The following is a 23,654-nucleotide window of genomic DNA, read 5'->3' on the forward strand; positions in this document are numbered from 1 at the left end:
TCCCTTGCCGAACGCGACCAGGTCGGGCGCCGCGTCCACCCCGTCCCGCTCCGCCAGGCGCGACCAGGCGAAGAGCGCGCCCGTCCGCCCGAAGCCGGTGAGCACCTCGTCGGCGATCCAGAGCGCGCCCGCCTCGTCGCACCGCGCGCGGATCCGCGCGAGCCACCCCTTCGGAGGCACCGCCGCCGCGAGCCCGGCCGCGGGGACCGTCTCGGCCAAAAGCGCCGCCGCCGTCTCCGCCTCTTCGAGGGCCGTTTCCGCGCAGGCGAGGCCGCACGAGGGATAACTTAGTCCCCGGAAACAGCGCGCGCAGTGGGCGGCCGGGCCGAAGGCGCGCTCCGGAAGCCAGGGCTGGTAGGGCGAGCGCCGCGCCGGCCAGCCGGTCGCGTCGAGTGCGGCGAGCGTGGAGCCGTGGTAGTGGCCCGAGAGGGAAAGGATGGCGCGCCGGTCGGCGGCGCCGCGCTCGCGCTGCCACCACCAGGCGACCTTGATCGCGATCTCCACCGCTTCGCTTCCCGATGTGGCGAGAAGGACGCGCGTAAACGGCGGCCCGGCGGCCCGAAGCAGCTCCTCCCGGTAACGCGAGGCGGGTTCGCTGTCGAAGAGGGAGGGGCGGGCGTGCGGCAGGCTGGAGGCGGCCTCCGCCATCGCGGCGCTCAGGTCGGGACGCGTGTAGCCCAGCTGCATGCAGAAGGCGCCCGAGGTGGCGTCCAGGTATCGGCGCCCCTCGGAGTCCCAGACGCGCATCCCTTCGGCGCGGACCAGCTTCGGCCGCGGCGGATGCGGCGTGCGCGGGTGGCGCCTCGTGCTCACGTCGGGAGGATGCCAGCGAACGGCGCCGGATGCCAGCCCTCGCGGCGGCCGGGCCCTTTCCAGGTCGCCGGGCCCCGCCCGAAGGGACGAACCGCTAGCGCGAAGAGGCCTCGGACGAAGAGGTGGCGGTCACGCGCGCGGCCGCCTGCTCCAGCGCGGAGGCGCGCTCGTGCCCCAGGCGGAAGGCGGAGGCCAGCAGGAGGCAGCTCTCGGCGCGGGTGAGGCGATGGTCGGACCGGGCGAGCGCCTCGACTCCGGGATCCAGCCGTGCCGCGGGCGCGACCGGAACGACCACCGCGCGCTTCACGCGCCTGTGGGAGCGGCCGTGCATCGCCTTCGCGGCGCGGAGCGCCCGCGCGTACTCCGCCTCGGCGGCCTTCCGGCGCGCCGCGGTCTCCGCGAGCGCGGCGGCGCGCGCCTGGCGGTCGGCCCGCTCGGCGGCCTCGCCGCCGGCGAACACGCGATTGAAATCGGAGCTCAGCTCCTGCCGCTCGAACGAGGCGAGGTTCTGCCCGCGCGCGGCGGAGATGTCGAGACAGCGGAGCAGGAGCTCGAGCGCCTCGGAGCGGGTCAGGGCGTCGTCCGACCGTTCCGGGCCCTCCGCCTTCAGGACGGCCGTCCCGGCGGCGCCGAACAGGGAGGCAAGCGCCCGGCAGAAGTCGCCCCGCGTGATCGCGTCGTCGGGTTCGAAGCGGCTCCCCTCGCCCGCCAGGATGCCGTCGCGGCAGGCGGCCAGGGCGTAGCGCGTTTCCCACCCGCGCGGATCCAGGTCCTCGAAGCGGCGGACGTGATGCTCCAGAAACGCGACCGGGTCGACCGTGGCGAGCAGCGCGAAGGTGCGGTCCTGGACGGTCGCGTTCTCCGCTTCCTCGGGGTCGAAGTCGTCGCCGGCCGAGGGGGCGGGCTCGGCGCTTCGGATCTCGAGGTGGAGGTGGGGCGACGAGGCGCGTCCGGTGTTTCCGACCTGCGCGATGACCTGGCCCGCGGCGACCGCGTCGCCCCCGCGGACCCGGATCGAGCCGGACTTCAGGTGGCCGTAGAGCGAATGCACGATCTGTCCGTCGGGGAGCGTGTGGCGGATCACGACGTAGTTGCCCCATCCCGTGCGCCACCGCGTCGTGGTCCGGTACCGCGTCACCCACCGGGTCACCCGCTTCCTCTTCACGACCCGGGTCACCTTGACGTTCTTCGCGCTCCGCTCCCGGATCATCGCCCGCGCATCGGCCACCACGACGACCCCCGAAGCGACCGCGCGGACGGGCGATCCGCCGTGTCCGCACGAAAGATCCACCCCCTGGTGGGTGCGCTGCCCGTGCTTTCCGTCGCGCACGACGAGATAGGAATCGGAGATGGTGAAGCCCGCGGACTCGCCCGGATGGGCTTGGGTGAAGTCGAGCTCGTCGCCGACGGGGTAGACGAAGGCGCCGGCGATCGGCTCGGCGCGCGATGCGGCGTTGGAGGAGGCGGCGTGGTCGGCCGCGAGCGCCGCGGGTGGAACGCAGGCAGCGAAGCCGACCGACGCGGCGACGAGAATGAGCGCGGCCCGAAGCGTGACCCGCGAGGGCGTCCCGCGCCCCCGGTCACGAGCGGCCGGCGTTCTCGTGCGCCGCGCCGGCGGCAACCCTATTGGTTCTCCACGGCGGGGTCGAGATCGCGATGGAGCGCGAAGCGGATGGTCCAGTCGAGAATCCGCTTGGCTTCGGCGAACCGAAGGGCGTTGCTGGGCGCTCCCAAGACGACAGCCGTGATTTCCGTTCCGGTCGGTGCCTGGATATTGGTGGCGAGGCAGTAGCCCGCTTCCTGGATGAACCCGGTCTTGCCCGCCGTGACGCGCCACTTGCTGCGCAGGAGCCGGTTCGTGTTGATCAGGAGGTGCAGGCGGCGGTTGGACGTGAAGGTGTACTGCTCCTTCTGCATGATCGTGCTGACGATCTCATTGCTGGCGGCGGCGCGCAGGAGCTTGGCCACGGCCTGGGCGGTGGCGACGTTCTGCTCGCTCAGTCCCGTGGGCTCGACGAAGCGCGCGCCGGAAAGGCCGAGAGAGTCGGCCTTCACGTTCATCCGCCGCACGAACTCGCTGCGGTCGAGACCGCAGGTGCGCGCGAGCGCCTTGGCGGCCACGTTGTCGGACGACATGAGCATGGCGTGAATCAGGTCGCGCACCGTGATCTCCTCGTGCGGACGGATGTGCGAGCGGCTGGAATTGCGAACGTCTTCCGGAAGGACCTCGACGACGCGGTCCCAATCGGGCGTGGTATCGAGCAGCACCAGGGCGCTGACCAGCTTGGTCAGGCTGGCGATCGGATAGACCCGTTCGGGATTCTTCTGGAAGAGCACCTGGCCGCTGGCGTCCTCGACGTAGGCCGCTTTGACGTGGAGCCGGGGGATGCCGTAGGGGGTGATCGCCGGGAGACGGAGCATGGCGACCTGGCGCCGCCGGCGAACCCTCAGCCGGTGGCGGGCCGACCTGGCGGCCGTCGCGCTGATGCGCGCCCGCCGGGAAGACCGCGAGGAGCGGGCAGCCGCGGAGGCATCACCGGTCTCGGCAACAAGCCCAAAAGCAATTGCGACACAGGCGATTACAGCGATCTTTCGAAGGCGGTGCGGAGAAGTCATAGCTCGGTCTGCCCTCATCCGTGAGTTACTCCCTGAATGACGGTTGGTGGAGAGACGGGGAAGGCGCCTCTCTCAGGGTTATCGGATGCGGCAGGCAGAACTGAAGGGGAAGTTCTAGCCTGACGGGCTCGGAAGCCCCTACTGGACAAGATAATAGCATGGGTCCTGCCATCCTGTCTACCGGGCGGTTGCATCGGAGCACGGAATGAAGAAACGCGGCGCGCGTGGGTGGCGCGCGCCGCGTCATTCTCATGCGGTACAGTCCCTTACGGCCCCTCGCGTCTCAGGCCGTTCCGCTCCTAATCGTCGTCGTCGCTGTCATTGTCCTTCGAGCGGTCGTTGTCATGATCGTCATCGTGCCCGTTCGAACGCTGCAGTTCCTGCCGCAGGGACTGGATCTCCTGCCGGAGCTCCCGGAGCTGGTCCCGGAGGTCCCGGATCTGCTGCTGAACGTCCCGGTCCTCCATCTGGGGCGGCATCGGGTGGTCGTCGTTGCTCGGGAACCGGAGGTTGGGCATGCCCATCCCCGGCATCCCCTGCGGCCGCTCGCCCAGCTGGACGTTGACCGTGCGGAGCGAGCCCGAGCGCCAGAGCGTGATGCGGGTCCGGCTGCCCGGCGAGAGCCCGCGCACGACCTTGATCAGGTCCTGGGAGCTTTCGATCTTCTCGCGGTCCACTTCCGTGATCACGTCGCCGCGGCGGACCCCCGCCCGATCCGCGGGACTGTCCTCCTCGACGCGGCTGACCAGGGCGCCCTCGTCGGTCGGAAGGCTGCGCGCCCGCTGGAGCGCGCGCGTGACGTCCTGGACCTGCACGCCCAGATAGCCGCCCTGCGCGTCGTCGCCGCCATAGATCCGGACCGTGCCCTGCCGGCCGTTGTCGGTATTGTCGTCGTCGTCGTCATCCGCCCGCGCCGCCACCGGGGCGGTCAGGAGGGTGAGCGCCAGGCCGAGAGCCGCGAGGCTCCAGACCGGCCGCATGAACCGAGGCAATCTCATCGTGTTCCTCCGTAGCGAAAAATAGGGATGGGGTTGCGCCGCGCCTCACTCCGGTCTACCGCGAGGACCGGCCGAAGTTCCCGCCCTTCCTTGGACGGTGGAACTAGTTGGCCGGTTGGAGCCGGAATGTCGAGCAGCCCGCCTTTCCGATGAAGGCGCCGATCGGACCACACGGCGCGCGAAGCGCGGGCGACAGGTCGCGGAGGGCGAAGTTGCCGTGCTCCGCGTCGCAGAAGAGCGGGTCCCCGACCCACGTGTTGACGGAGGGGAGCGCGCCGATGGCCCCTCCGGACGGATCCCAGATGAGGTTGCAGTCATATCGAGGAGACGTCTGCAGCCCCGTCACGGCGCGCTGACCATGATCCACCACAAAGATGTTTTTGCGCACCTCGGGAGAGACGTCGGTGAAGAAGAGGGTGGCGCCGTCTCCCTTGACCCTGTTCACGAAGAACGTGTTGCTCTGAAGCACCGGATTGACGTTGTTCATGCCGCGCCCGGCAATCCCCATCGCCGCGGAGGCCGAGAGCGCCGAATTCTGGTTGAAGAGGCAGAGTCCCACGTTCATGCGCGAGTGATCGCACTGGATCGCGCCGGCCGTTCCGGCCTGATTCCTCTCGAACGTCGACCGCGAGACGTTGAACTCCGAGCCGCCCGCGATGCCCATCGCGCCTCCCGCCACGTCGGAGCTGTTCTCCTTGAAGGAGCAGCTCACGACGGTTCCCTGGCTCGAATCCTCGGCGGCGACGGCGCCGCCGATGGAACCGACCGCCCGGTTCCGCTCGAACACGAGGTTGCGGAGGGGGATGAGGAGCCGCGTATGGCTGAGCGAGATCGCGCCCCCTTCGTGCCCCTCGTTGTCGTAGAACTTCGATTCGAAGACACCCACCACCGAGTTGTTGGCGTCGATGGCGCTCCCCTTGTTCTCCCGCAGGGTGCAATTGCCGATGGCGACCCCTTGCGAGTCCCAGATGGAGACGGCCGACTCCCAGTTGCCCGTGAAGACGCAGTTGGAAATCTGCACCATGCTGTCGCGAAGGCAGTAGATGCCGCCGCCGCTGTTCGAGTGGCCTCGCCGGATCGTGAAGCCCACGATGCTCATGCCGGTGACCCCCTCGACATGCAGGACCCGAACGCTGTCCCTGCCGTCGAGCGTGGTCTTCTCGGCGCCCCCCAATGCGTAGAGCACGATCTTCTTCCTTACGGTGAACGGCCCCCGGTAGACGCCGGGAGCGACCCAGACCGTGTCACCCGGCGCCGCCGCGTCGATCGCCGCCTGCAGCGTCTTGTGCTGGCGGGGAACGGGGCGTCGCTTGGCCGGGGCGTGGCGCGGCGCGGCGGCCGTCAGAACGAGCGCGAGCAGAAGGAGCACGGCGAGCGCGGTCGCGCTCGAGGCGCGGCTCTGGCGGCGGAGCGGATGCGTCGCACGGCGCCTAAGGGCCAACCGCGCTCCCCGGGGCCGTGACCGACCCCGCCACCACCAGGGCGTAGCCGGAGGCGGGGCGCAGGTAGGCGCGCGCCGCCGCGGCGGCCGCCTCGCGCGTCACGCCGCGCACGATCGAAGTGTAGCGCTCGATGTAGTCCAGCCCCAATCCATAGACCTCCGCCGCCACCAGCTGCGAGGCGACGCCGGCGTTGGTCTCGAGACGAACCGGGAACACCCCGGTCAGATAATCCTTCGCGTCCTCCATCTCCGCGTCGGTCGGCCCCTGCTCCGCCATGCGGCGCACCTGCTCGAGGATGCTCGCGACCGCCCGGTCGGCGTTCGCGGGATTCGTCCCGGCGCGGATCGAGAGCGGCCCCGCGCCGATGCCGGCCGCGAACGAGGAATAGACCCCGTACACCAGCCCCTGCTCGTCGCGCAGGCTGTTCATGAGCCGGCTGGAGAGCGAGCCCCCGCCGAGGATGTAGTTCATCACCATCGCCGCGTCGTAGTCGGGCGCGGTGCGGGGAATGCCGGGCACCGCGTAGACGACGTCGGTCTGCGATTTTCCCCTCATCGGCACGCGCAGCTCGAGCGTCGTCGCCGGGGCCGCCGCCTTCGGAACCTGGAACGGCGGCACCGGATCGAGCTTGGCCCATCCGCCGAAGGCGGCCCGCACCAGCTCCAGCGCGCGCTTGGGATCGACGTCGCCGACCAGGACCAGGATCGTGTTGTTGGGGCCGTAGTGGCTTCGGTGGAACGACGCCAGATCCTCGCGCGTGATCGCGCGGAGCGTGCTGTCGGTGCCCATCGGGTTCACGTGGTAGGGGTGCCCCTCGGGATACAGGAGGCCGTTCGCCCGGCGCGCCGCCACGCTGGCCGTCGAATTCTCGGCGACCTGGTAGTCGGTGATCCGCTCCGCGCGGATCTTCTCCATCTTGTCCGCGGGGAAGGCGGGGTGCTGGAGGGCGTCGGCGAGCACGTCGAGCACCGTCGGGAGATCAGCGGAGAGCATCGTGGCCGAGATCGAAACCGTCTCGGACCCGCCGTCGAACGAGAGGTGGGCGCCCGCGCCCTCGATCGTCTCGGCGGTCTGGAGCGCCGTGCGCTTCGCCGTGCCCTGATCCAGCATCGCGGCGGTGAATCCGGCCAGCCCGCTCCGATCCGGCGGATCGTAGATGCCGCCCGCCTTGACGAGGCCCTGGAGGGAGATGGTCGGATTCGCCGGGTTGTTCCGCACGATCAGCGTGAGCCCGTTGGGGAGAACCGTGCGGTCGGGAGCCGCCCCGTGCATCACGCCGGCCGGCATGGCGGCCGCGCCCGGAGCGGCCGCACCCGTCCCACGCTCGTCCCGAGCCGCGGAGGCGGGAAGGCCGGGGAGCGCGCCGGCCGCCTCGTCGGGTCGGTAGTGGTCGACCCACCGCGAGGGGCCCGCCGCTCCGGCCGCCTCGGCGGGAGCGCCGTTCCCGGCCTCGGCCTGGTCTTCCGGCGTCGGGTCGTACCAGCCCACCGTGCGCGAGTTCTCCGTGAGATAGGTGCGCGCCACCCGCATCAGGTCCTCGGCGGTGACCGCGCGGACCCGCTCCACATAGGTGTCCAGATAGCGCCAGGAAGCCACGGTGTTGTAGTACCCCAGCTGCTGCGCCAGGCTCCGGATCGAATCCTTGGAGTAGATGAACGAGGCCTCGACCTGCTTCTTCGCCCGCGCGAGCTCCTGGGGCGTGACCGGCTGGGTCTTGAGCCGATCGACCTCGGCGAGGAGTCCCGCTTCCAGGCGGTCCAGCTCGACCCCGGGCGCCGCCGTCGCCTGCGCGTTGAAGAGGAGCGGGTCGTGGCCGTTGTCGTTGCTCGCGTCCACCTCGGCCGCGAGCTTCTTCTCCACCAGCGCCTGGTAGAGGCGCGAGGTCTGGCCGTGGCCCAGGATGATCCCGAGCACGTCGAGGGCGTAGGTGTCGGGATGCGTCACCGCGGGATTTCTCCAGGCCACGAGCAGGTAGCGGGTGTCGCCCGGCTTCCGGATCTTGAAGCGGCGCTCACCCATCTGCGGCGGCTCCACCGTGGTGACCGGCGGCGGCTCGGTTCCCTTCGGGACCGCTCCGAAGTACCGCTTCACCATCGCGAGGGCGGCCGGCGCGCTCACGTCGCCGACGACCACGACCGTCGCGTTGTTCGGCATGTAGTGGCTCTTGTAGTAGTCGCGGATCTGCTCCGTGCGGATCTGCTCGACGTCGGTGCGCCAGCCGATGGTGGGCCAGTGGTAGGGGTGCGCCTTGAAGGCCTGCGCCATCGCTTCGAGATAGAGGGCGCGATGCGGATTGTCCTCGTTCCGCTCCAGCTCGGAGCGGACGACGGTCATCTCCAGGCGGTGCTCCTCGTCGGGGATCGTCGCGTGAATCATGCGGTCCGCCTCGATCTTCATCGCCATCTCCAGGCGGTCGCTCGCAAGGACCTCGAAGTAGGTCGTGTAGTCGAGCGACGTGCCCGCGTTGAACGTGGCGCCGTTCTTCTGGAGCAGCCGGGAGATCTCCCCCTTGCCGTAGGTGGGCGTCCCCTTGAACATCATGTGCTCGAGCAGATGGGAGATGCCGGTGATGCCGGCGCTCTCGTTCCGGGAGCCGACCTTGTACCAGACCATGAAGGCCGCCACCGGCGCCGTGTGAACCTCCTGGATCAACACCGTGAGCCCGTTGTCGAGGGTCGTCTCGAGCACGGGCGACTTCGCCGCTGGGGCTGTCATGGAACGTTTCCCTTTAGAAGTGGCGCCGGCGGAAGCCGGCGGTGCCTGGATCGCCGTGAATGCGAGCAGGGAGAGGAGAAGTCCCGCTCCGCAAAGCCGTGGTGTGGCGCTCGGTCGAACGTTCGAAACCTGCCGCATTCCATCCTCCCGGGCGCCGCAGCGCTCAAGCGTAGCATGGGACGGCGCCGCCGCGGGCATCAGACCCGCGCCAGCGCCGCGACGCACTCGATGTGCGCGGTGTGCGGAAACATGTCGACCGGCCGGACCCACGAGAGCCGATACCGTTCTTCGCAGAAGAGCGCGAGATCGCGCCCCAGGGTCGCCGGGTTGCACGAGACGTAGACGAGGCGCGGCGCGCCCATCTCGATCAGCCGCCGCGCCACGGCGGGATGGAGTCCCGCGCGCGGGGGGTCGACGAGCACCGCGTCCGGGGAGCCGCGCTCCTCGCGCAGCGCTTCGGCGGCTTCCGCCCGCACGAACCGGACGTTTTCGATCCCGTTCCGTTCGGCGTTTCGCCGCGCGTCGCGCACCGCCGCCTCGGAGGACTCGATGCCGACCGCTTCCCGGGCACGGCGCGCGATCGGCAGCGTGAAGGTGCCGGTCCCCGAATAGACGTCGAGCACCCGCTCGTCGCCGCGAAGCTCCAGCCCCTCCATCGCGGTTTCCAGCAGGCGCTCCCCCTGTTCGGTGTTGGTCTGGAAGAAGGAGGCGGAGGAGATCTCGAAGACGAGATCCCCCAGGCGCTCCTCGATGCGGTCCCGCCCGGCAAGCACGCGCTCCTCCTCGCCCACCGCGATCTGCGCTTTCCGCCGCGTCAGGTTCAGCACGACGCTGGCGATCGACGGGAAGCCGGCGGTGATCCGCTCGGCGAATCCCGCGAAGGAGGGGTGCGGCGCCGAGGCGACCAGATTCACCATGACCTGCCCCGTACGGATCCCCTCGCGCACGGCGAGGAATCGGAGGAGTCCCGTGTGGCGGCGCGTGTCGTAGGGCTCGAGCCCTTCGGAGCGCGCCCAGGCGCGGGTCTCCGCGACGATCTCGCTCGCGACCGGCCGGGCGATGTGGCAGCGGCCGAGGTCGAAGCTCCGGTCGAAGAACCCGCGGCGATGCAGCCCCAGCGTGAGCGCGCCGGAGGCGTCGCTGCCGAAGGAGAACTCCATCTTGTTCCGGTAGTGGAAGCGCTCCGGCGCCGGGACCACGGGGCGCACGGCGGCCGTGAGGCCCCCCAGGTGGGCGAGGCACTCCTCCACCTGCCGCTCCTTGTGGCGGAGCTGCTCCGCGTAGTCGAGGTCCTGGAAGCGGCACCCGCCGCAGATCGGCACGTGCTCGCAGCGCGGCGTCACGCGCGCGGGGGAAGGACGGAGGACCGCCTCGGCCCGCGCCTCGGCGTACTGGCGCTTTCGGCGGAAGACGGTGGCGGCGACGCGGTCCCCCGGCAGCGCGTTCTCGACGAAGATCACGAAACCGTCCACCTTCGCGAGCGCCGCTCCTCCGAAGGCGAGCCCGGTCACCTCCAGCTCCAGCCGGTCGCCTCGCCGGACGGTCGCGGCGGGGCTCGGGCGGGGGCCGGAATCGGCGAATTCCTGTGCCGGGACGGGATCGACTTCGGGGGTCACCTGGGAGCCCTCGCGGTGGGTCACGCCGAGGAGTTTACACCAAGCTCGAAGCCCAAGAACGGGCTTAGGGTAGCCCGTCCGGGGGCCGATAGGAGACGCATGCCAATTCTCCCCCGCCGGACCGCCGCCGCGGCGCTCCTCCTGGTCCTCGGCTCGGCCTCTCTCGGGCGCGCGGCCACCATCGAGGGCGCCGTGACCCTGACGCCGGCCGATCTCTCCTTCCGCGGCGGGATGAAGCCGGGCGCCTACATCGGGCAGCTCAGCGGAAGCATGGCGCGGATGGGAACGTCCGATCCGTCCGATACGACCTACGGCGTCGCCTATCTCGCCGACCTCGCCGACACCGCCGGGATCTCGACGAGCCCGGCGCTCCTCGACCAGAAGGGGCAGCGGTTCATCCCGCGGATCCTCGCGGTCGTGGCGGGGCAGGCGGTGGATTTCCGGAACAGCGACAACATCTTCCACAACGTGTTCTCCTATTCGCCTCCCAAGAAGTTCGACCTTGGCCGTTATCCGCGCGGAAGGTCGAAGCGGCTGACGTTCCAGAAGCCGGGGCTGGTGCAGGTCTACTGCGACATCCACTCCGACATGCGCGCCGACATCGTCGTCGCGCCCAGCCGCCGGTTCGGCTACGTGGACGCCCTGGGGCGGTTCCGCATCGAGGATGTTCCGGAAGGGAAGCACACCGTCGTCGTCTGGCTGCCCCGGCGCGGCGAGCGGAGCAGCGACGTCGACGTGCCCGCGAACGGGACCGCCGCCCTGGCGATCGGGGCCGAGTGAGCGGAGGCGTTGCCGGAATGAACGTCGACGCCCCGGGCGTGACACCGCGACCGCGGATCTCGCTGCTCCTCAAGATCACCGTCCTCACCTCCCTTCCGATTCTCGGCATCATGATGGCCGCGCTCCTCCTCGTGAACCATCGCCTGGCGGGAGAGGTGAACCGGAACGTGGCCGCCGACCTCCAGCGCGCCGCGCTCGCCTTCGAGAACCAGATGGAGCGGGAGGGGGAGAACCTCGAGCGCGTCGGCGTGGTCGTGGCGCGCGATCCCAAGTTCTTCGCGCTCCTCACGCTTCCGCGCGGAGACCGGAAGGACGCCGACTTCCAGGCCACGCTGCTCGGCGTGGCGCGGGACTTCCAGCACGACGCCGAGGCGCCGCTCTTCGACGTGACCGACGAGCACGGGACACTGCTCGCGAGGGCCGGGCAGGGCGACGATGCCGCCGGCAGAGCTCCCGGCGCGGGCGCCGACCGGTCCCGATGGCCGCTGGTGCGCGAGGCGCTGGCGGGGCGCGCCGCGCGGGGATATCTGGTGGAAGGGGAGCGCGCCTACCGCGTGGCCGTGGTCCCCATCGTCGTGGATGGCGCGCTCGCTGGCACGCTGACCCTGGGGCGCACCATCGACGCCGCGCTGGCCGAGCGCCTCAAGGCGACCACGCGCAGCGACGTGGTCTTCGTCGTGAACGGAACCGCCTCGATCCGCACGACGCTCCGGAGCTCCCTGGCCGGGCGGCTCGCCGCGCTTCCCCAGAGCCCGGGCGTGGTCCAGGTGGCCGACGGCGAGCATCGCTTCCTCGCGCTCGCCGGCCGGCTGGAAGGGCCGACCGCCGGCGGACGTGTCGGCTTCGCGCTCCTTCGGTCCCTGGACCAGGAGACCGCGGTCCTCGGACGCGTGGGCCGCGAGCTCACGATCGCGGGCGCGGCGCTCATCGTGGTCGCCCTCCTCGTCGGCATTCTCGTCTCGACCGGCGTGACGCGGCCCGTCCGGCGGATCGTCGAGGCCGCGAACGCGATGCGCGGCGGAAACTACGACCTTCCCCTCGACATCCGGTCGGCCGACGAGATGGGGACGCTGGCCGCCCATTTCGAGGCGATGCGCGCGGCGCAGCGCCACGAGATCGAGCGCCTCGAGGAGATCGACCGCATGAAGTCCGACTTCATCGCGATCGCCTCCCACGAGATCCTGACCCCGGTCACCACGATCCGGGCGTTCGCCGACCTCATGGGCGAGGGGGCCGCCGCGAACGACACCGAGCTGCAGCGGGAAGGGTTCCGGGCGATCCGCGAGGCCGCGGGGTCGCTGACGCGGCTGGCGCGCGACCTCACGAACATGTCGCTGATCGACCGCAAGCGCCTTCCGCTCCGGCTCGCTTCCGCCGACCTGGGCCTCGTCGCCGAGGAGGTGGCGGTGCGGACCATCGCGCTCGCCGCCGAGCGGCGCCAGGCCGTCTCCCTGTCGATCGAGCCCGAGCTGCTCCATCCCCGCGTGGACGCGGACTACCTGAGGCAGGCGCTGACCAACATCGCCCAGAACGCCGTGCGCTTCACGCGCGACGGCGGCTCGATCGAGATCGGTGCCCGCCGGAACGGCGCGGCCATCGAGATCTACGTCGCCGACTCGGGCATCGGGATCTCGAAGGACGACTTCGAGCGCATCTTCTCGAAGATCGTGGAGCTGAAGGACGTGAACCTGCACTCCTCGGGAACGACGGAGTTCAACTCCTCGGGACTCGGCCTGGGCCTCTCCATCGCCCGCGGCATCGTGGAAGCGCACGGCGGCGAGATCCGGGTGGAAAGCGAGCTGGGGCGCGGGAGCACGTTCACGATCTCGATTCCGGCCGAGGGATCGCTGGACCAGGCCGCATAGGTCAACCGGCCAAGACAGATGTCGTAAATTCTAGACTACACGCCTAATCCGCTGCACTTCCGCAAGATAACGAATCGCTCCCCGAATCGTCAATTACAGGCGACAGATCCTGGTCCGTAGAGGTACCCGGGGATCTCGTTTTGCATGCTCGGCATGTGCCTGGCATATAGCAAGTTGTAGCCCCAATTCGACGGGGCCGTGCAAATGGCACGGCGGCTGCTCAAGCATGTCTCCGTCGAGGCACTCGCAGACCGCGAGCGACGCAAACCGAAAACCCAAACCAACATGGGGTGTGAGATGGAAGCTCTCCTTCTGATCGCGTTCGTGATTTCGATGTTCGGTGACGGCGGCGGCAAGGCCGGCTGGTAAGCAGCTCGATCCCAAGCGCAGCTCCAACGCAGCGGACCCCAACCCAAGAGAGGAGGTGGAACAGTGGCAACTCTCCTTCTGATCGCTTTCATCGTGGCGCTCGGAAACACGGACGGAGGTAAGGCAGGTTGGTAAGCGGTAGCGCCGCAACGTAGCGGCGCCGTCCGCAGGGAAGGGCGAACCCCTGTGGGCGCTTGAGCGGACCGATGGGCCATCGGAAGTAGCCCCCCTGGTGGCCCGTCGTTTCGCGTTCGGTGGCGGAATGGAATCCAGGGGGGCGGCTGGCCAGCGGCGGGGGCGTATGATACCGTGGCCGGTCGTCTCCCAGCCACCGAACACGCACCGCGAAAAAGGGGCGCCGCCGTTGAGCAAACGTACCGCAGCCGAAATCGGGCTGATGCTGCAATGCGATGTCCCCTCCGAAATTCCGGTGCTCCCTCTCATGAGCACCATCGTCTTTCCCCTCGGCGTCACCTCCATCCAGGTCCGGATCGAGCAGTCCAAAGCCCTCCTTCGCGACCACTCCGACCCCGACACGCTCGTGGCCCTGGTCTACAGCCCGGCCAAGCGGGAGGAGGAGATCCGGCCGGAAGACCTGAGCCGGGTGGGACTCTCGGCCCGGGTCATTCGCATTCTCAACCTCCCCGGCGGAAACGTGCAGGTGACGCTGGAGGGATTGCGCCGGGTCGCCGTCGAGGAGTTCCTGCGCGTGGAGCCCTACCTGGTCGCCCGAGTCACCTGCCCCGAGGAGCCGGTCCGGGACCCCGAGCAGGTGCACACCCTGATCCAGCGCATCCTGAAAGCGCTGCGGACTCTGTCTCAGGTGGACTCGGGCTACCCGGCCGAGCTGGACAACATCTTCAGCATGAACCTGGGAGACCCCGGGCTCTTCGCCGACACCGTTGCCTCGATCGTCCGCTTCCCGCTCGAGACCAAGAAGCGGGTGATCGAGGCGCTCGATGTCCAGGAGCGCCTCTCCCTGGTGGCCGAGGCGATCGACTCCGAGATCGCGCGCCTGAGCGTGGCCGAGGACGTCGTCCGGCGCACCAGCGCCCAGATGGAGAAGACCCAACGCGAGTTCTTCCTCCGCCAGCAGCTGATGGAGATCCGCCGGCTCCTGGGCGAGGACGACCCCCAGGAGATGCTGGTCCGCCAGATCCTGGACCGTTCGGACAGCCTGGCGCTCCCCTCCCACGTGCGGTCGGTGGTCCAGGAAGAGGCGAGCCGTCTCCGCCTCCTGCCTCCCACCGCGCAGGAGTCGGGAGTGATCCGGAACTACGTCGAGTGGGTCCTGTCGCTCCCCTGGACGCGCGACAAGCCGCACGACATCCGGCTGGAGGACGTGCAGCGCCGGTTGAACGAGGAGCACTTCGGCCTGGAGAAGGTGAAGGAGCGGATCCTCGAGTACTTATCCGTCCTCAAGCTGAAGAACGACATGCACGGTCCCATCCTCTGCTTCGCGGGACCCCCCGGCACCGGCAAGACCTCCCTCGGCGCCTCGATCGCGCGCGCGATGGGGCGCTCGTTCGTGCGGATGAGCGTGGGCGGCGTGCGCGATGAGGCCGAGATCCGCGGGCACCGGCGCACCTACGTCGGATCCCGCCCCGGGAAGATCCTCCGATCCCTTCGCGACGCGCGCTCCTCCAGCCCCGTGTTCATGATCGACGAGATCGACAAGCTGGGGCACGACTCCGACGGCGACCCCGCGTCGGCGCTGCTCGAGGTGCTGGACCCGGAGCAGAACCAGCACTTCGTGGACCACTTCATCGAGATCCCCTTCGACCTCTCCGATGTCCTCTTCATCACGACGGCCAACGTGCTCGACTTCATCCCCGGCGCCCTCCTCGACCGGTTGGAAGTGATCACCATCCCCGGCTACATGGAGGAGGAGAAGCTGGAGATCGCGCGGCGCCACCTGGTGCCCCGGGAATCGAAGGAGCATGGGCTGGCCGCGACCGACATCGCTTTCGACGACGCGGCGCTGATCAAGATCATCCGCGAGTACACGCGCGAGGCGGGCGTGCGGCAGCTGGAGCGCGCCATCGACACCTTCTGCCGCAAGGCGGCGCGGCAGCGCACGACCGGGTACACCGGCGACTGGCGCTTCTCGGTCGCGGACGTCGAGCCGATCCTGGGCCCTCCCTACATCGTTCCCGACGTGGCGGAGGGGCACGCCGAGGTGGGCGTGGCCACCGGCCTCGCCTGGACGGCGACCGGTGGAGACCTGCTCCTCATCGAGGCGCTCAAGATGCGCGGCGCCGGGCGCGTCATCGTGACCGGACAGCTCGGCGACGTGATGAAAGAGTCGGTGCAGGCCGCCCACTCCTACGTTCGCGCGCGCGCGGAGCTGCTCGGGATCAACCCGCAGCTGTTCGACGACTACGATCTCCACATCCATTTCCCGGAGGGAGCGGTTCCCAAGGACGGTCCCTCGGCTGGGATCACGATCGTGATGGCGATCGCTTCGGCGCTGGCCGAGGCGCCGATCCGAAACGACGTGGCGATGACGGGAGAGGTGACCCTCCGCGGCAAGGTGCTCGCCGTGGGCGGACTCAAGGAAAAGGTCATGGCCGCCTATCGCGCGGGGATCAAGACGGTCGTCTTCCCCGCGGACAATCAGAAGGACCTGGTCGAGATTCCCGAGTCGATCCGCTCCAAGCTCACCTTCGTCGCGGTGAGCACCGTGGACGAAGTCTTCCAGCACGCTTTCGCCGGCGTGGCCGAGCGGATCGCCCAGCTCGAGGCGCGGCGCAAGGCGCGCGAGGCGCTCAAGGCGAGGAAGGGGAAGGCGGCGAAGGAGAAGGCGGCGCGGCGGAGCAACGGCAAGGCTCCGCGACGCGCGCGCCTCCCCAAGGCTGCGGGCGCCACGCAGGACGGCAAGCCGGCGCGCGGTAAGAACGGCCGGAACGGACCGGCGTCGCGCCCGCCTCATCGTTCCCGGTAGCTGCCCGCGTTTCACGACGGCCGCGCGCCCGCCGCGCGCCGCCGCCAGGTTCACCGGACCGACGTCACCGCGCGGGCGCCTCCACGGATCGCCCTCCCACCGATTCGAGCACGATCCAGGTCGAGAGGATGACGAAGGTCGCCCGGACGTCCGCGCCGGGCGCCGCCACGAAGACCACCCACGCCTGGGCGGCCGCGAGCGCCACGAACGCCGCGGTCCGGAGCGCCGCGGCCCTTCCGTGTCTCAGGGCCGCGACGTAGATCGCGGCGCCGAGGAGAATGCCGTGGAAGGGCGCGACGCCCCAGGAGCGCGGCGCGGCGAGCGCGAGGGCCAGCCCCAGGGCCGCCGAAATCACGAGCATCGCGACACGCGGGGCCATGGGTCACTTGTCCCGGAGGAAGTCGGCGACGCAGGAGACGCCGCCGGCGGCCGCGCCGATGCCGCATCCGATCGCCGCGGCGTGGGGCGAGCCGGGCACCAGCTCTTCGGCGATGGTGGCGCCCGCGGCGCAGCCGGTCGGCATCCGCTGGGCGATGCAGTCGAACAGCTTGGTCCATTGCCGGCGCACCGGCGCCTGGTGCGCGCCTCCGGCAGGAAGGACCCACGCGTCGCCCGATCGCACCCAGGCGATCTGATTTCCCCACACGACGGAGTGGTATCCGATCTCGTCGGCGTTGGGCTCGCGGCCCATGATCATCTCCGCGAACTCGGCCGCCTGCTGATCGTTCCCCTCGGCCACGGAAACGAACACGGCGCGCGTCGGGTCGCCGTTCACCGCGAAGGGAAGAATGGTGAGTCCGAGCGGCCCCATGTCCTCGACCTCGCCGACGGCGCGCACCGCGAGATCGAATCGGGGCTTGAGTCCCGCGATCGGCGCCTGGCTCAGCGCGCGCTGAACCAGGGGATTCCTCCCCGCCGCCTGCACCGCGCCGGCGAGCGCGGCGGGCTCCCAGACCCAGCGCGCGCCGCTCACCTGCGGCGCGTCGGACGGCAGATCCGGCGCCGCGATCCGCCGCTCCCCCTTGTTCGAGCACGCGCTCGTGAGGAGGAGAAGCGGAAGGACCGCGGCCACTCCCGCGACCAGTCCGCGAGAGACTTCCAGGTGAACCCTTCTCATACGGCACCCCTTTCCTGTCGCGCGGCATGCGCGCGGAGTGGCGCCGAAGAGTGAAGAGGAGACGAGTGCGCGAGAGCAGAAAACGTTCCAGAGGAGGGAGGCGAACACGGACCCGCCCGGCCGGCGCGAGCGCGTGCGTCCTTGAGGTTGTGCCGGCAGTCGGCGGGAGACGCGGGACGCCGCGCGGGGCACGCGCGTCGGAGCCCTGACGGCGCCGGAGTCTAGGGGAGGATCGAGATCCGCTTTCCGAGCGAGACCTCGACGGCCTCGTCGGTGTCGTGCGTCCCTTCGGGAATGAGCCGCCAGATGCGCTCCACCCGCCCCTGGATGGAAAGGGCGGCATCGCCGAGGCCGGGCACGCGCAGGAAGGAGATCTGGAGCCGGCCGCCCGCGCGGTCCTCGCTGCGACCCTGCAGCTCGTAGTCGCGGGAGATGTACGAGAGGAAGGGTGTCACGAGGAGGCGGCTCGGCGACGCCTCCCAGCGCACTTCGAGGGTTCCCTGGATCGTCATGTCTCTCAAGTGGAGGTCGCGGTTTTCGTCGCGCTCGATGCCGCCCGAGATCGTGCTCGTCACGCGGCCCGGATGGCGCCGCATCGACACGACGGAGCCCGCGAGCACGCGGCGCTTCACGTTGACGCCCTTCTCGTCGTCGAAGGTCCCCACGTCGAAGCGCGCGGTCGTCCGTCCGCCCATCGGCTCCGATGCCGTGAATTCGGTGGCGAGCCGGGTCTGGGTGAAGTCGGTCTGCGATCCGGTCTGCCGGATGCGGATGATCGAGGGCGAGACCCAGCTGTCCTGGTTGAGCGAGAACGTGGCCCCGGCGCTCATCCGCTCGGCCGTGACCGGCGGCGCGCCCGAGGAGGCGTCTTCGGGGCGCTCGCGCCGATAGTTGGCGAAGGCCTTCCAGCGAAGGACCGGGCGGGCCAGGTCCACCGCGAACCCCTTGCGGTCGGAGATGGCGTAGGGGTTCAGGGCGGTGGCCAGCGAGGGCTGGTAGCGGAACGCCTCGGCGCGCGCCTGGAACCGCGCGACGGTCCCCGTGATCTCGCCCCGCGCCCCGGTGCGCGTGCGTCCGGTCTCCACGCCCGCGATCGTCCGGTGGCGCACGCTGGCGATGTCGGCGAGGAGGCTCCACCGCGCCAGGATCAGCGAGGCCGAGCCGCCGTAGATCACCCGCGCGTGGGTGGCCGTCTCCGCGCCGCCCGGGGTGGCGTCCTCGTGCGTGTAGCCGCCGTAGAGCGAGGCGCGCAGACGATCGGGCAGGAGCACGCGCGTGAGCCGCGCCGCGTAGAGATCGGACCGCGCGTCCCGAAGCGGGCCGCCCGCCGAGCGGGGGTGCGATTCGAGCGCCATGTAGCCCTCGAACGTGCCGAGGGTGGGGCTGGTGAGCATCGCCTGGGAGGCGCGGCGCGGAACCGGGCTCGCGAGAAGGGGCGCCCCCGAAGCGAGCGCGGGAGCCAGATCGCCCCATTCCACCGCGGCGTGCGTCGACTGGTACCGCGCCAGGAATTGCTCCGGCGACGCGCTCCCGTTCTGCACGTCGTCGAAGCGGACGCGGCTCGTCACGCGCGCCTCCAGGCTCTTCGTCGCGGAGAGCCCATAGTGCCCGCGGAAGGACGCCCAGCCGGTGACCGCGCTCCCTTCGTCGCGGAACTCGGACCGGCCGTCCGCGAGCCACGTGCTCTGCAGGCTGACGCGCGACGTGTCGGGGAGGGCCGCCGGGGGCGCGGGACCGCGAGGCGTGAGCCCGTTCGCGGGCGGCGCCGAGAGGAACGTGATCGGCTGGGCGGCCACCGTCTGCGGCGACTCGACCACGAACTGCAGACGATGCTCGCCGAACCGCCGGGTAGGAATCGAGCCGCGGGTCTCCACGACCACCGGCCGCCCCGACTCCATGAACCCCTCCTCGAACGCCACCGCCTCGCCGTCCAGGTAAAAGACCGAGCGGAAGTACCCCGTCCCGTCGCCGATCACCACGGCGCGCGGCTTCAGCGTGTCGCCCGCGCCGAAAACCGCGCCCGGAAGGGGCCATTCGAGGACGGCCGAGCGGATCACGGCGTTTCCGGCCAGTGCCGGCGTGAGGGCGACGGTGACCGGGCCGTTGAACGCGTCGAGCGTGGCGGGAACCTGCGTCTCGTCGACTCCGAGATAGGTGATGCGGAGCGCGAGCCGGCCGTCGGGTGATTGCCGCGCCACGTCGCCGGGGACGGTGACCGGCACGCTGACGGTCGCGATCCCCTCGCGAGGGATCACGAACGCCACGGGCACGGTCACGTCGAGCGCCGGAGCGCCCAACGCATCGGCCGTGGGCCAGATCTCGATATGCGCCGACGTGAGGTTGACCGCGTTGCCGGACGTTTCCTGGAAGGTGGTGGTCACCGGGGTCGGCTCGCCGGGGACCAGCGTGAGCGACGTGGGCTGGGAGATCCGCTTCACCACCGCCGGCGGGAAGGTGCGGAAGTAGACGATCGGCTGGTCTCCCGCGGTGGCCGAATCGGGAGGCGGCCCCACGATCAGATTCACGCGCATGCCGTGCTGGTGTCCGAGCGTCATCGGCTGGGTCGGCTTGATGAACACGGTGTCGCCCAGCGCCGACCAGGTCGGCGTGTTCAGGTTGAGGAGCACGCCGTTCAGGGAATCGAGATCCGCGACGGAGAAGATGCCGCGCTTGGAGGTCGCCTGGTCGAAGACGAAGTAGAGGGTCGCGTTGGCGGCGACGTGGTTGTCGCCATCGCGCGGATAGCTGTCGATCATGCGGGGGGGAAGCGCCGCGCCGGCGCCGGGAAGGGCCGGGGTCTTCGGGAGGAGCGCCGCCGGAGTCCCGAACGGAGTCGCGAACGGCCGCTCCGCACCGATATCCCTGGAGTGATCGCGCGCGGGTGCGGTCACCGCAGGCGCCCTGCCACGGGGCGCCGCGTCCGCTCGCGGCGTCGCGAGCGCCGCCATCGCGAGCAGGGTCAGGAACGCCGCTCCCTGGAGAGACCGGTGCCGAACGGCGGAACGCATACGGATCAGGAGCGTCGTCTCCTCAGAGGCGCCGGGAATGGGGTTGCGGGACCAGAGCGGCCAACCGTATCATGGAGGGTCTATGGTGGCAAGAAAACGAACTGCGGCAACGACTTCGAGGCGCAAGGCGGCCGTTCGCAAGAAGCCGCTCTCCAGGCCCTTGGCGCGTCGGGGCGCTCCCTCGAAGCGCATTCCGGTCGCCGTGCTCGGCGCCACCGGAACGGTAGGGCAGCGCTTCATCCAGCTTCTCGAAAACCACCCCTGGTTCGAGCTGGCCGAGGTCATGGCCTCCGACCAGAGCGCCGGAAAGCGCTACGAAGAGGCGGCCGGAAGCCGCTGGAAGCTGCCGACCGCGATTCCCGCCGCGGCGCGCGCCCTTCGGGTGAAGGGACCGCGCGAGCGCCTGACCTCGCACCTCCTCTTTTCCGCCTTGGACGCCTCGGTCGCCGGAGAGCTGGAGGAGCAATTCGCCCGCGCCGGACACCTGGTCTCCTCCAACGCGCGGAACCACCGGATGGATCCGCTCGTCCCGCTCGTCATCCCCGAGATCAACCGGGACCATCTGGAGATCCTCGACCGCCAGCCCTACGGCGACGGCGGCATCGTCACCAATCCGAATTGCTCCACGATCGTGCTCGCTCTCGCCCTGGCGCCGCTCCACCGCCGCTTCGGTGTCGAAGCGGTGATCGTGACCACGTTCCAGGCCACCAGCGGCGCCGGCTATCCCGGCGTGCCCTCGCTCGACATCCTTGGGAACGTCGTCCCGTTCGTTTCGGGGGAAGAGCCGAAGATGGAGAGCGAGACGCAGAAGATCCTGGGCAGCCTGAACGGACGCGGCTTCGAGCCGGCCACGTTCGCGGTGAGCGCGCAGTGCCATCGCGTGCCCGTGATCGACGGCCACCTCGAAGCGGTGAGCCTGCGCCTCTCCGGCAGTCCCAGCAGGAAGCAGGTCGCCGAGACCCTGGCCGCCTTCCGCCCGCTCGCCAAGCTGGACCTGCCGAGCGCGCCCGCGGAGCCGATCGTGATTCGTACCGAGGAGGACCGTCCCCAGCCGCGCCTGGACGCCGACCGCGCGGGCGGCATGGGGGTCACCGTCGGCCGGCTCCGTCCCTGCCCGGTGCTTCAATGGAAATTCGAAGCGCTTGCGCACAACACGATCCGCGGCGCCGCCGGCGCGGCGATCCTGAATGCGGAAATCCTGGTCCGTGACGGCCGTCTCTGAGGCGCGTACGACGACCGCCGGCCGCGACATCGTGTTCGTGCGCCACGGCGAGACCGACTGGAATCGCGAGCGGCGGGTCCAGGGGTCCGAGGGTCCCGCGCTGAACGACGCCGGGCGGGACCAGGCCAAGGCGCTGGCGCGCTCCCTCTGGGAAGTTCCGCTGGCCGCCGTCTACACGAGCGCGCTTCCGCGCGCCCAGGAGACCGCCGCGTACGTGGCCGGGCCGCACTCGCTCAACATCCACGTGGATCCCCGCCTGAACGAGATCCATCACGGCGCGTGGGAGGGACTCGCGGAAGAGGAGCTGCCCGACCTGGCGCTGTACCGCCGCTGGCGCGACGATCCGACCTCCTGCACCCTCCCCGGAGCCGAGCCGCTCGAGGCCGTGCACGAGCGCGCGGTCCTTGCGATGAAGGAGATCGTGGCGAAGCACCCCGGCAAAGAGGGGCTCATCGCCGTCGTAAGCCATCAGGTGGTGCTCGCGCTGCTCAAGTGCTACGTCCTGGACCAGCCCTGGAGCCGGATCCGGAAGAACGCGCTCGGCGTCGCGTCCTACGAAGTGCTGACCGTGGGCGAGGGGTTCCAGCCCCGGTCCTGACGAGGAGGAAAGCCGTGCGTTACCAAGAATGGGTTTCCAGGGTCCTGATCGGGTGCGCCCCGCTCCTGCTCGCCGCCGTGCTCGGATGTCCCGCGCGGGCCACGCCTCCCGCGGCGGCCGCAGGCGACAGCATCGCATGCGTGCCGGTGATGGCCGACACCGGAATCGTCGACACCGATCCCACGCCCTCGCCCGACGGCAAGTGGCTCGCCTATACGAGCGGCCAGGATTCCCTTCGCCAGATCTGGGTCAAGCCGATCGACGGCGCCGACCGCGGCCGCCAGATCACGCACGATCCCGCTTCGGCGCGCGCCATGACGCCGACCTGGGCGCCCGACTCGAAATCGCTCCTCTTCATCTCGACCCGCACGAAGGACTACAACATCTACAGCGCTCCCGTGGAGGGCGGCGAGGCACGCGCCATGTCGGATGCGCGCGCGAGCAATCGCTTCGCGGTCTACGCCCCCGACGGAAAAGAGATCGTCTTCCCCTCCAATCGCCAGAAGCCGGGGCAGATCTGGGGCTTCGACCTCTACGTGATGGACGCGGCGGGGGAGAAGGCGAAGGAGCGCCCGGCGCGGCGGCTGACGAGCAACAACGGCAGCCCCGGGCATCCGACCTGGTCTCCCGACGGCAAGTGGATCGCCTACGTCGCGAAGCCGATCGATACGACGAAGGTCGTGCAGGTGGGGCCGGGCATGACGATGCAGCAAGGGCCGATGTTCACCGCGTACCACCTCTGGAAGATGCCCGCGGGGGGCGGCGCCGAGCAGCAGCTCACCGGCATAGGCACCGAGTCGCAGCCGACCGAGGAGATCTGGCCGACCTGGTCGCCCGACGGGAAGTGGATCGCGGTGCAGCGCCGCGTGGGGCCTACCGACGACGTCTGGGTCTACGAAGTGGCGACCGGCACGTTCTACCCGGTCACCTCCTTCGGCAACGCGGGAAAACCGACCTGGTCGCCGGACGGCAAATCGATCTGGTTCGTCCGCGTGAACGGGAAGGATCACGACATCTGGCTGGCGAAGAACGTCACCGCCGCGACCCTTCGCGCCAAGGCGAAACGGGACCCGCGGACGGCGACCGCCGTCCGCTAGCGCACCACGATCGTTCCGGTCATCCCCTTCTTCATGTGGCTGTCCACGCCGCAGTAGAAGTCGTATTCCCCCGGCTTCGTCGGCGTGAAGCGCACGTGCTTCGTGTGGTTGAACGAGATGATCCCGACGCTCCGGTCGATGTCGATGCCGGCGTCGCGCGCGTCGCACGTCATGTTGTGCGGGGTGAAGAGCGGCTTGAAGTGGAGCGTCAGTTCGACCGGCTTCCCCGCTTCGACCGTGATGCGGTTGGGATCGAAATAGAACGAGTGGACGTTCACGTCCACGCGCTGCACGCCGTCGGCATCCGCGCGGGCGGTCGCTTCCCGCACGCCGATCTTGGCTCCGGACGTACCGCACCCGGCTAGCGCCGCGGTCAGGGCCAGGGCGACCGTGGCCACGCTCCCCATTCCCCTGAAACGCTTCGATGGCTTCATGGTTTCCCCTGTGAGCCCGC

Annotated in this window: 18 protein-coding genes; 7 read left to right on the forward strand and 11 right to left on the reverse strand. The window is 70.0% G+C overall.

Features of this window, described 5'->3' with window-relative positions; all coding sequences use genetic code 11:
- The 7 genes from VE326_10040 to rlmD all read right to left on the reverse strand — a co-directional run.
- The coding region (locus VE326_10040; protein ID HYJ33546.1) for an aminotransferase class III-fold pyridoxal phosphate-dependent enzyme at positions 1 to 813 on the reverse strand (813 nt) is incomplete at its 3' end.
- Between the two features lie 94 nt (positions 814 to 907).
- A complete protein-coding gene (locus VE326_10045; GenBank protein ID HYJ33547.1) occupies positions 908 to 2,434 on the reverse strand; it encodes a peptidoglycan DD-metalloendopeptidase family protein in 1,527 nt (508 codons plus the stop codon).
- Positions 2,435 to 2,436: 2 nt separating this feature from the next.
- Positions 2,437 to 3,234, reverse strand: coding sequence for a serine hydrolase (locus VE326_10050; protein ID HYJ33548.1), 798 nt, complete (start codon positions 3,232 to 3,234; stop codon positions 2,437 to 2,439).
- Between the two features lie 494 nt (positions 3,235 to 3,728).
- On the reverse strand, positions 3,729 to 4,427 hold the full coding sequence (locus VE326_10055; GenBank protein ID HYJ33549.1) for a PDZ domain-containing protein: 699 nt from the start codon (positions 4,425 to 4,427) through the stop codon (positions 3,729 to 3,731).
- A 103-nt stretch (positions 4,428 to 4,530) separates the two neighbouring features.
- Positions 4,531 to 5,868, reverse strand: a complete 1,338-nt coding sequence (locus tag VE326_10060; protein ID HYJ33550.1) for a right-handed parallel beta-helix repeat-containing protein — start codon at positions 5,866 to 5,868, stop codon at positions 4,531 to 4,533.
- Positions 5,858 to 8,584, reverse strand: a complete 2,727-nt coding sequence (locus VE326_10065; protein HYJ33551.1) for a pitrilysin family protein — start codon at positions 8,582 to 8,584, stop codon at positions 5,858 to 5,860. The genes VE326_10060 and VE326_10065 overlap by 11 nt, the downstream gene beginning before the upstream one ends.
- 197 nt (positions 8,585 to 8,781) lie before the next feature.
- Positions 8,782 to 10,224 carry a 23S rRNA (uracil(1939)-C(5))-methyltransferase RlmD gene (gene rlmD, locus VE326_10070; GenBank protein ID HYJ33552.1) on the reverse strand — a complete coding sequence of 481 codons (1,443 nt, stop codon included), beginning with the start codon at positions 10,222 to 10,224 and terminating at the stop codon, positions 8,782 to 8,784.
- A gap of 75 nt (positions 10,225 to 10,299) precedes the next feature.
- Between rlmD and VE326_10075 the strand changes: the two genes are divergently transcribed.
- The 4 genes from VE326_10075 (at position 10,300) to lon (ending at position 16,158) form a co-directional block, all read left to right on the forward strand.
- Positions 10,300 to 10,980, forward strand: a complete 681-nt coding sequence (locus VE326_10075) for a hypothetical protein (GenBank protein HYJ33553.1) — start codon at positions 10,300 to 10,302, stop codon at positions 10,978 to 10,980.
- A 17-nt stretch (positions 10,981 to 10,997) separates the two neighbouring features.
- Positions 10,998 to 12,845: a HAMP domain-containing sensor histidine kinase gene (locus VE326_10080; GenBank protein HYJ33554.1), complete on the forward strand. Its 1,848-nt coding sequence runs from the start codon at positions 10,998 to 11,000 to the stop codon at positions 12,843 to 12,845.
- A 204-nt stretch (positions 12,846 to 13,049) separates the two neighbouring features.
- Entirely contained in the window at positions 13,050 to 13,214 is a 165-nt protein-coding gene (locus VE326_10085; GenBank protein ID HYJ33555.1) for a hypothetical protein, read from the forward strand.
- Between the two features lie 397 nt (positions 13,215 to 13,611).
- Positions 13,612 to 16,158 carry an endopeptidase La gene (gene lon / locus VE326_10090; GenBank protein ID HYJ33556.1) on the forward strand — a complete coding sequence of 849 codons (2,547 nt, stop codon included), beginning with the start codon at positions 13,612 to 13,614 and terminating at the stop codon, positions 16,156 to 16,158.
- Positions 16,159 to 16,222: 64 nt separating this feature from the next.
- Here the strand turns inward: lon and VE326_10095 are convergent, their stop codons facing one another.
- The 3 genes from VE326_10095 to VE326_10105 all read right to left on the reverse strand — a co-directional run bounded on the left by VE326_10095 (position 16,223) and on the right by VE326_10105 (position 20,283).
- Positions 16,223 to 16,537 (reverse strand): hypothetical protein, encoded by a 315-nt coding sequence (locus VE326_10095; GenBank protein HYJ33557.1) that lies wholly within the window; start codon positions 16,535 to 16,537, stop codon positions 16,223 to 16,225.
- Between the two features lie 3 nt (positions 16,538 to 16,540).
- Entirely contained in the window at positions 16,541 to 17,275 is a 735-nt protein-coding gene (locus VE326_10100) for a hypothetical protein (protein HYJ33558.1), read from the reverse strand.
- Between the two features lie 221 nt (positions 17,276 to 17,496).
- Positions 17,497 to 20,283 carry a hypothetical protein gene (locus VE326_10105; GenBank protein HYJ33559.1) on the reverse strand — a complete coding sequence of 929 codons (2,787 nt, stop codon included), beginning with the start codon at positions 20,281 to 20,283 and terminating at the stop codon, positions 17,497 to 17,499.
- 160 nt (positions 20,284 to 20,443) lie between these two features.
- On the opposite strand from VE326_10105, the gene asd reads away from it, so the two are divergent.
- The 3 genes from asd to VE326_10120 are packed head-to-tail and all read left to right on the forward strand — an operon-like array spanning position 20,444 to position 23,200.
- Positions 20,444 to 21,505, forward strand: a complete 1,062-nt coding sequence (asd, locus tag VE326_10110; GenBank protein ID HYJ33560.1) for an aspartate-semialdehyde dehydrogenase — start codon at positions 20,444 to 20,446, stop codon at positions 21,503 to 21,505.
- Positions 21,489 to 22,103, forward strand: coding sequence for a histidine phosphatase family protein (locus tag VE326_10115; protein ID HYJ33561.1), 615 nt, complete (start codon positions 21,489 to 21,491; stop codon positions 22,101 to 22,103). Before asd ends, VE326_10115 begins: the two co-directional genes overlap by 17 nt.
- A 14-nt stretch (positions 22,104 to 22,117) precedes the next feature.
- A complete protein-coding gene (locus VE326_10120) occupies positions 22,118 to 23,200 on the forward strand; it encodes a hypothetical protein (GenBank protein ID HYJ33562.1) in 1,083 nt (360 codons plus the stop codon).
- On the opposite strand, the gene VE326_10125 is transcribed toward VE326_10120, so the two are convergent.
- On the reverse strand, positions 23,197 to 23,634 hold the full coding sequence (locus VE326_10125) for a cupredoxin domain-containing protein (protein HYJ33563.1): 438 nt from the start codon (positions 23,632 to 23,634) through the stop codon (positions 23,197 to 23,199). The two genes, VE326_10120 and VE326_10125, sit on opposite strands and share 4 nt — an antisense overlap.
- Positions 23,635 to 23,654 lie beyond the last annotated feature (20 nt).

The sequence above is a fragment of the Candidatus Binatia bacterium genome (assembly GCA_035631035.1).
Taxonomy (GTDB): Bacteria; Eisenbacteria; RBG-16-71-46; order SZUA-252; family SZUA-252; genus DASQJL01.

What these genes read in the sequence shown, in the direction of transcription:
- VE326_10105 (HYJ33559.1), bottom strand. Translation starts at nt 20,283, where the DNA reads ATGCGTTCCGCCGTTCGGCACCGGTCTCTCCAGGGAGCGGCGTTCCTG.
- VE326_10095 (HYJ33557.1), bottom strand. Translation starts at nt 16,537, where the DNA reads ATGGCCCCGCGTGTCGCGATGCTCGTGATTTCGGCGGCCCTGGGGCTG.
- VE326_10075 (HYJ33553.1), top strand. Translation starts at nt 10,300, where the DNA reads ATGCCAATTCTCCCCCGCCGGACCGCCGCCGCGGCGCTCCTCCTGGTC.
- VE326_10050 (HYJ33548.1), bottom strand. Translation starts at nt 3,234, where the DNA reads ATGCTCCGTCTCCCGGCGATCACCCCCTACGGCATCCCCCGGCTCCAC.
- VE326_10080 (HYJ33554.1), top strand. Translation starts at nt 10,998, where the DNA reads ATGAACGTCGACGCCCCGGGCGTGACACCGCGACCGCGGATCTCGCTG.
- VE326_10125 (HYJ33563.1), bottom strand. Translation starts at nt 23,634, where the DNA reads ATGAAGCCATCGAAGCGTTTCAGGGGAATGGGGAGCGTGGCCACGGTC.
- lon (HYJ33556.1), top strand. Translation starts at nt 13,612, where the DNA reads ATGCTGCAATGCGATGTCCCCTCCGAAATTCCGGTGCTCCCTCTCATG.
- VE326_10100 (HYJ33558.1), bottom strand. Translation starts at nt 17,275, where the DNA reads ATGAGAAGGGTTCACCTGGAAGTCTCTCGCGGACTGGTCGCGGGAGTG.
- VE326_10055 (HYJ33549.1), bottom strand. Translation starts at nt 4,427, where the DNA reads ATGAGATTGCCTCGGTTCATGCGGCCGGTCTGGAGCCTCGCGGCTCTC.
- VE326_10065 (HYJ33551.1), bottom strand. Translation starts at nt 8,584, where the DNA reads ATGACAGCCCCAGCGGCGAAGTCGCCCGTGCTCGAGACGACCCTCGAC.
- VE326_10085 (HYJ33555.1), top strand. Translation starts at nt 13,050, where the DNA reads ATGGCACGGCGGCTGCTCAAGCATGTCTCCGTCGAGGCACTCGCAGAC.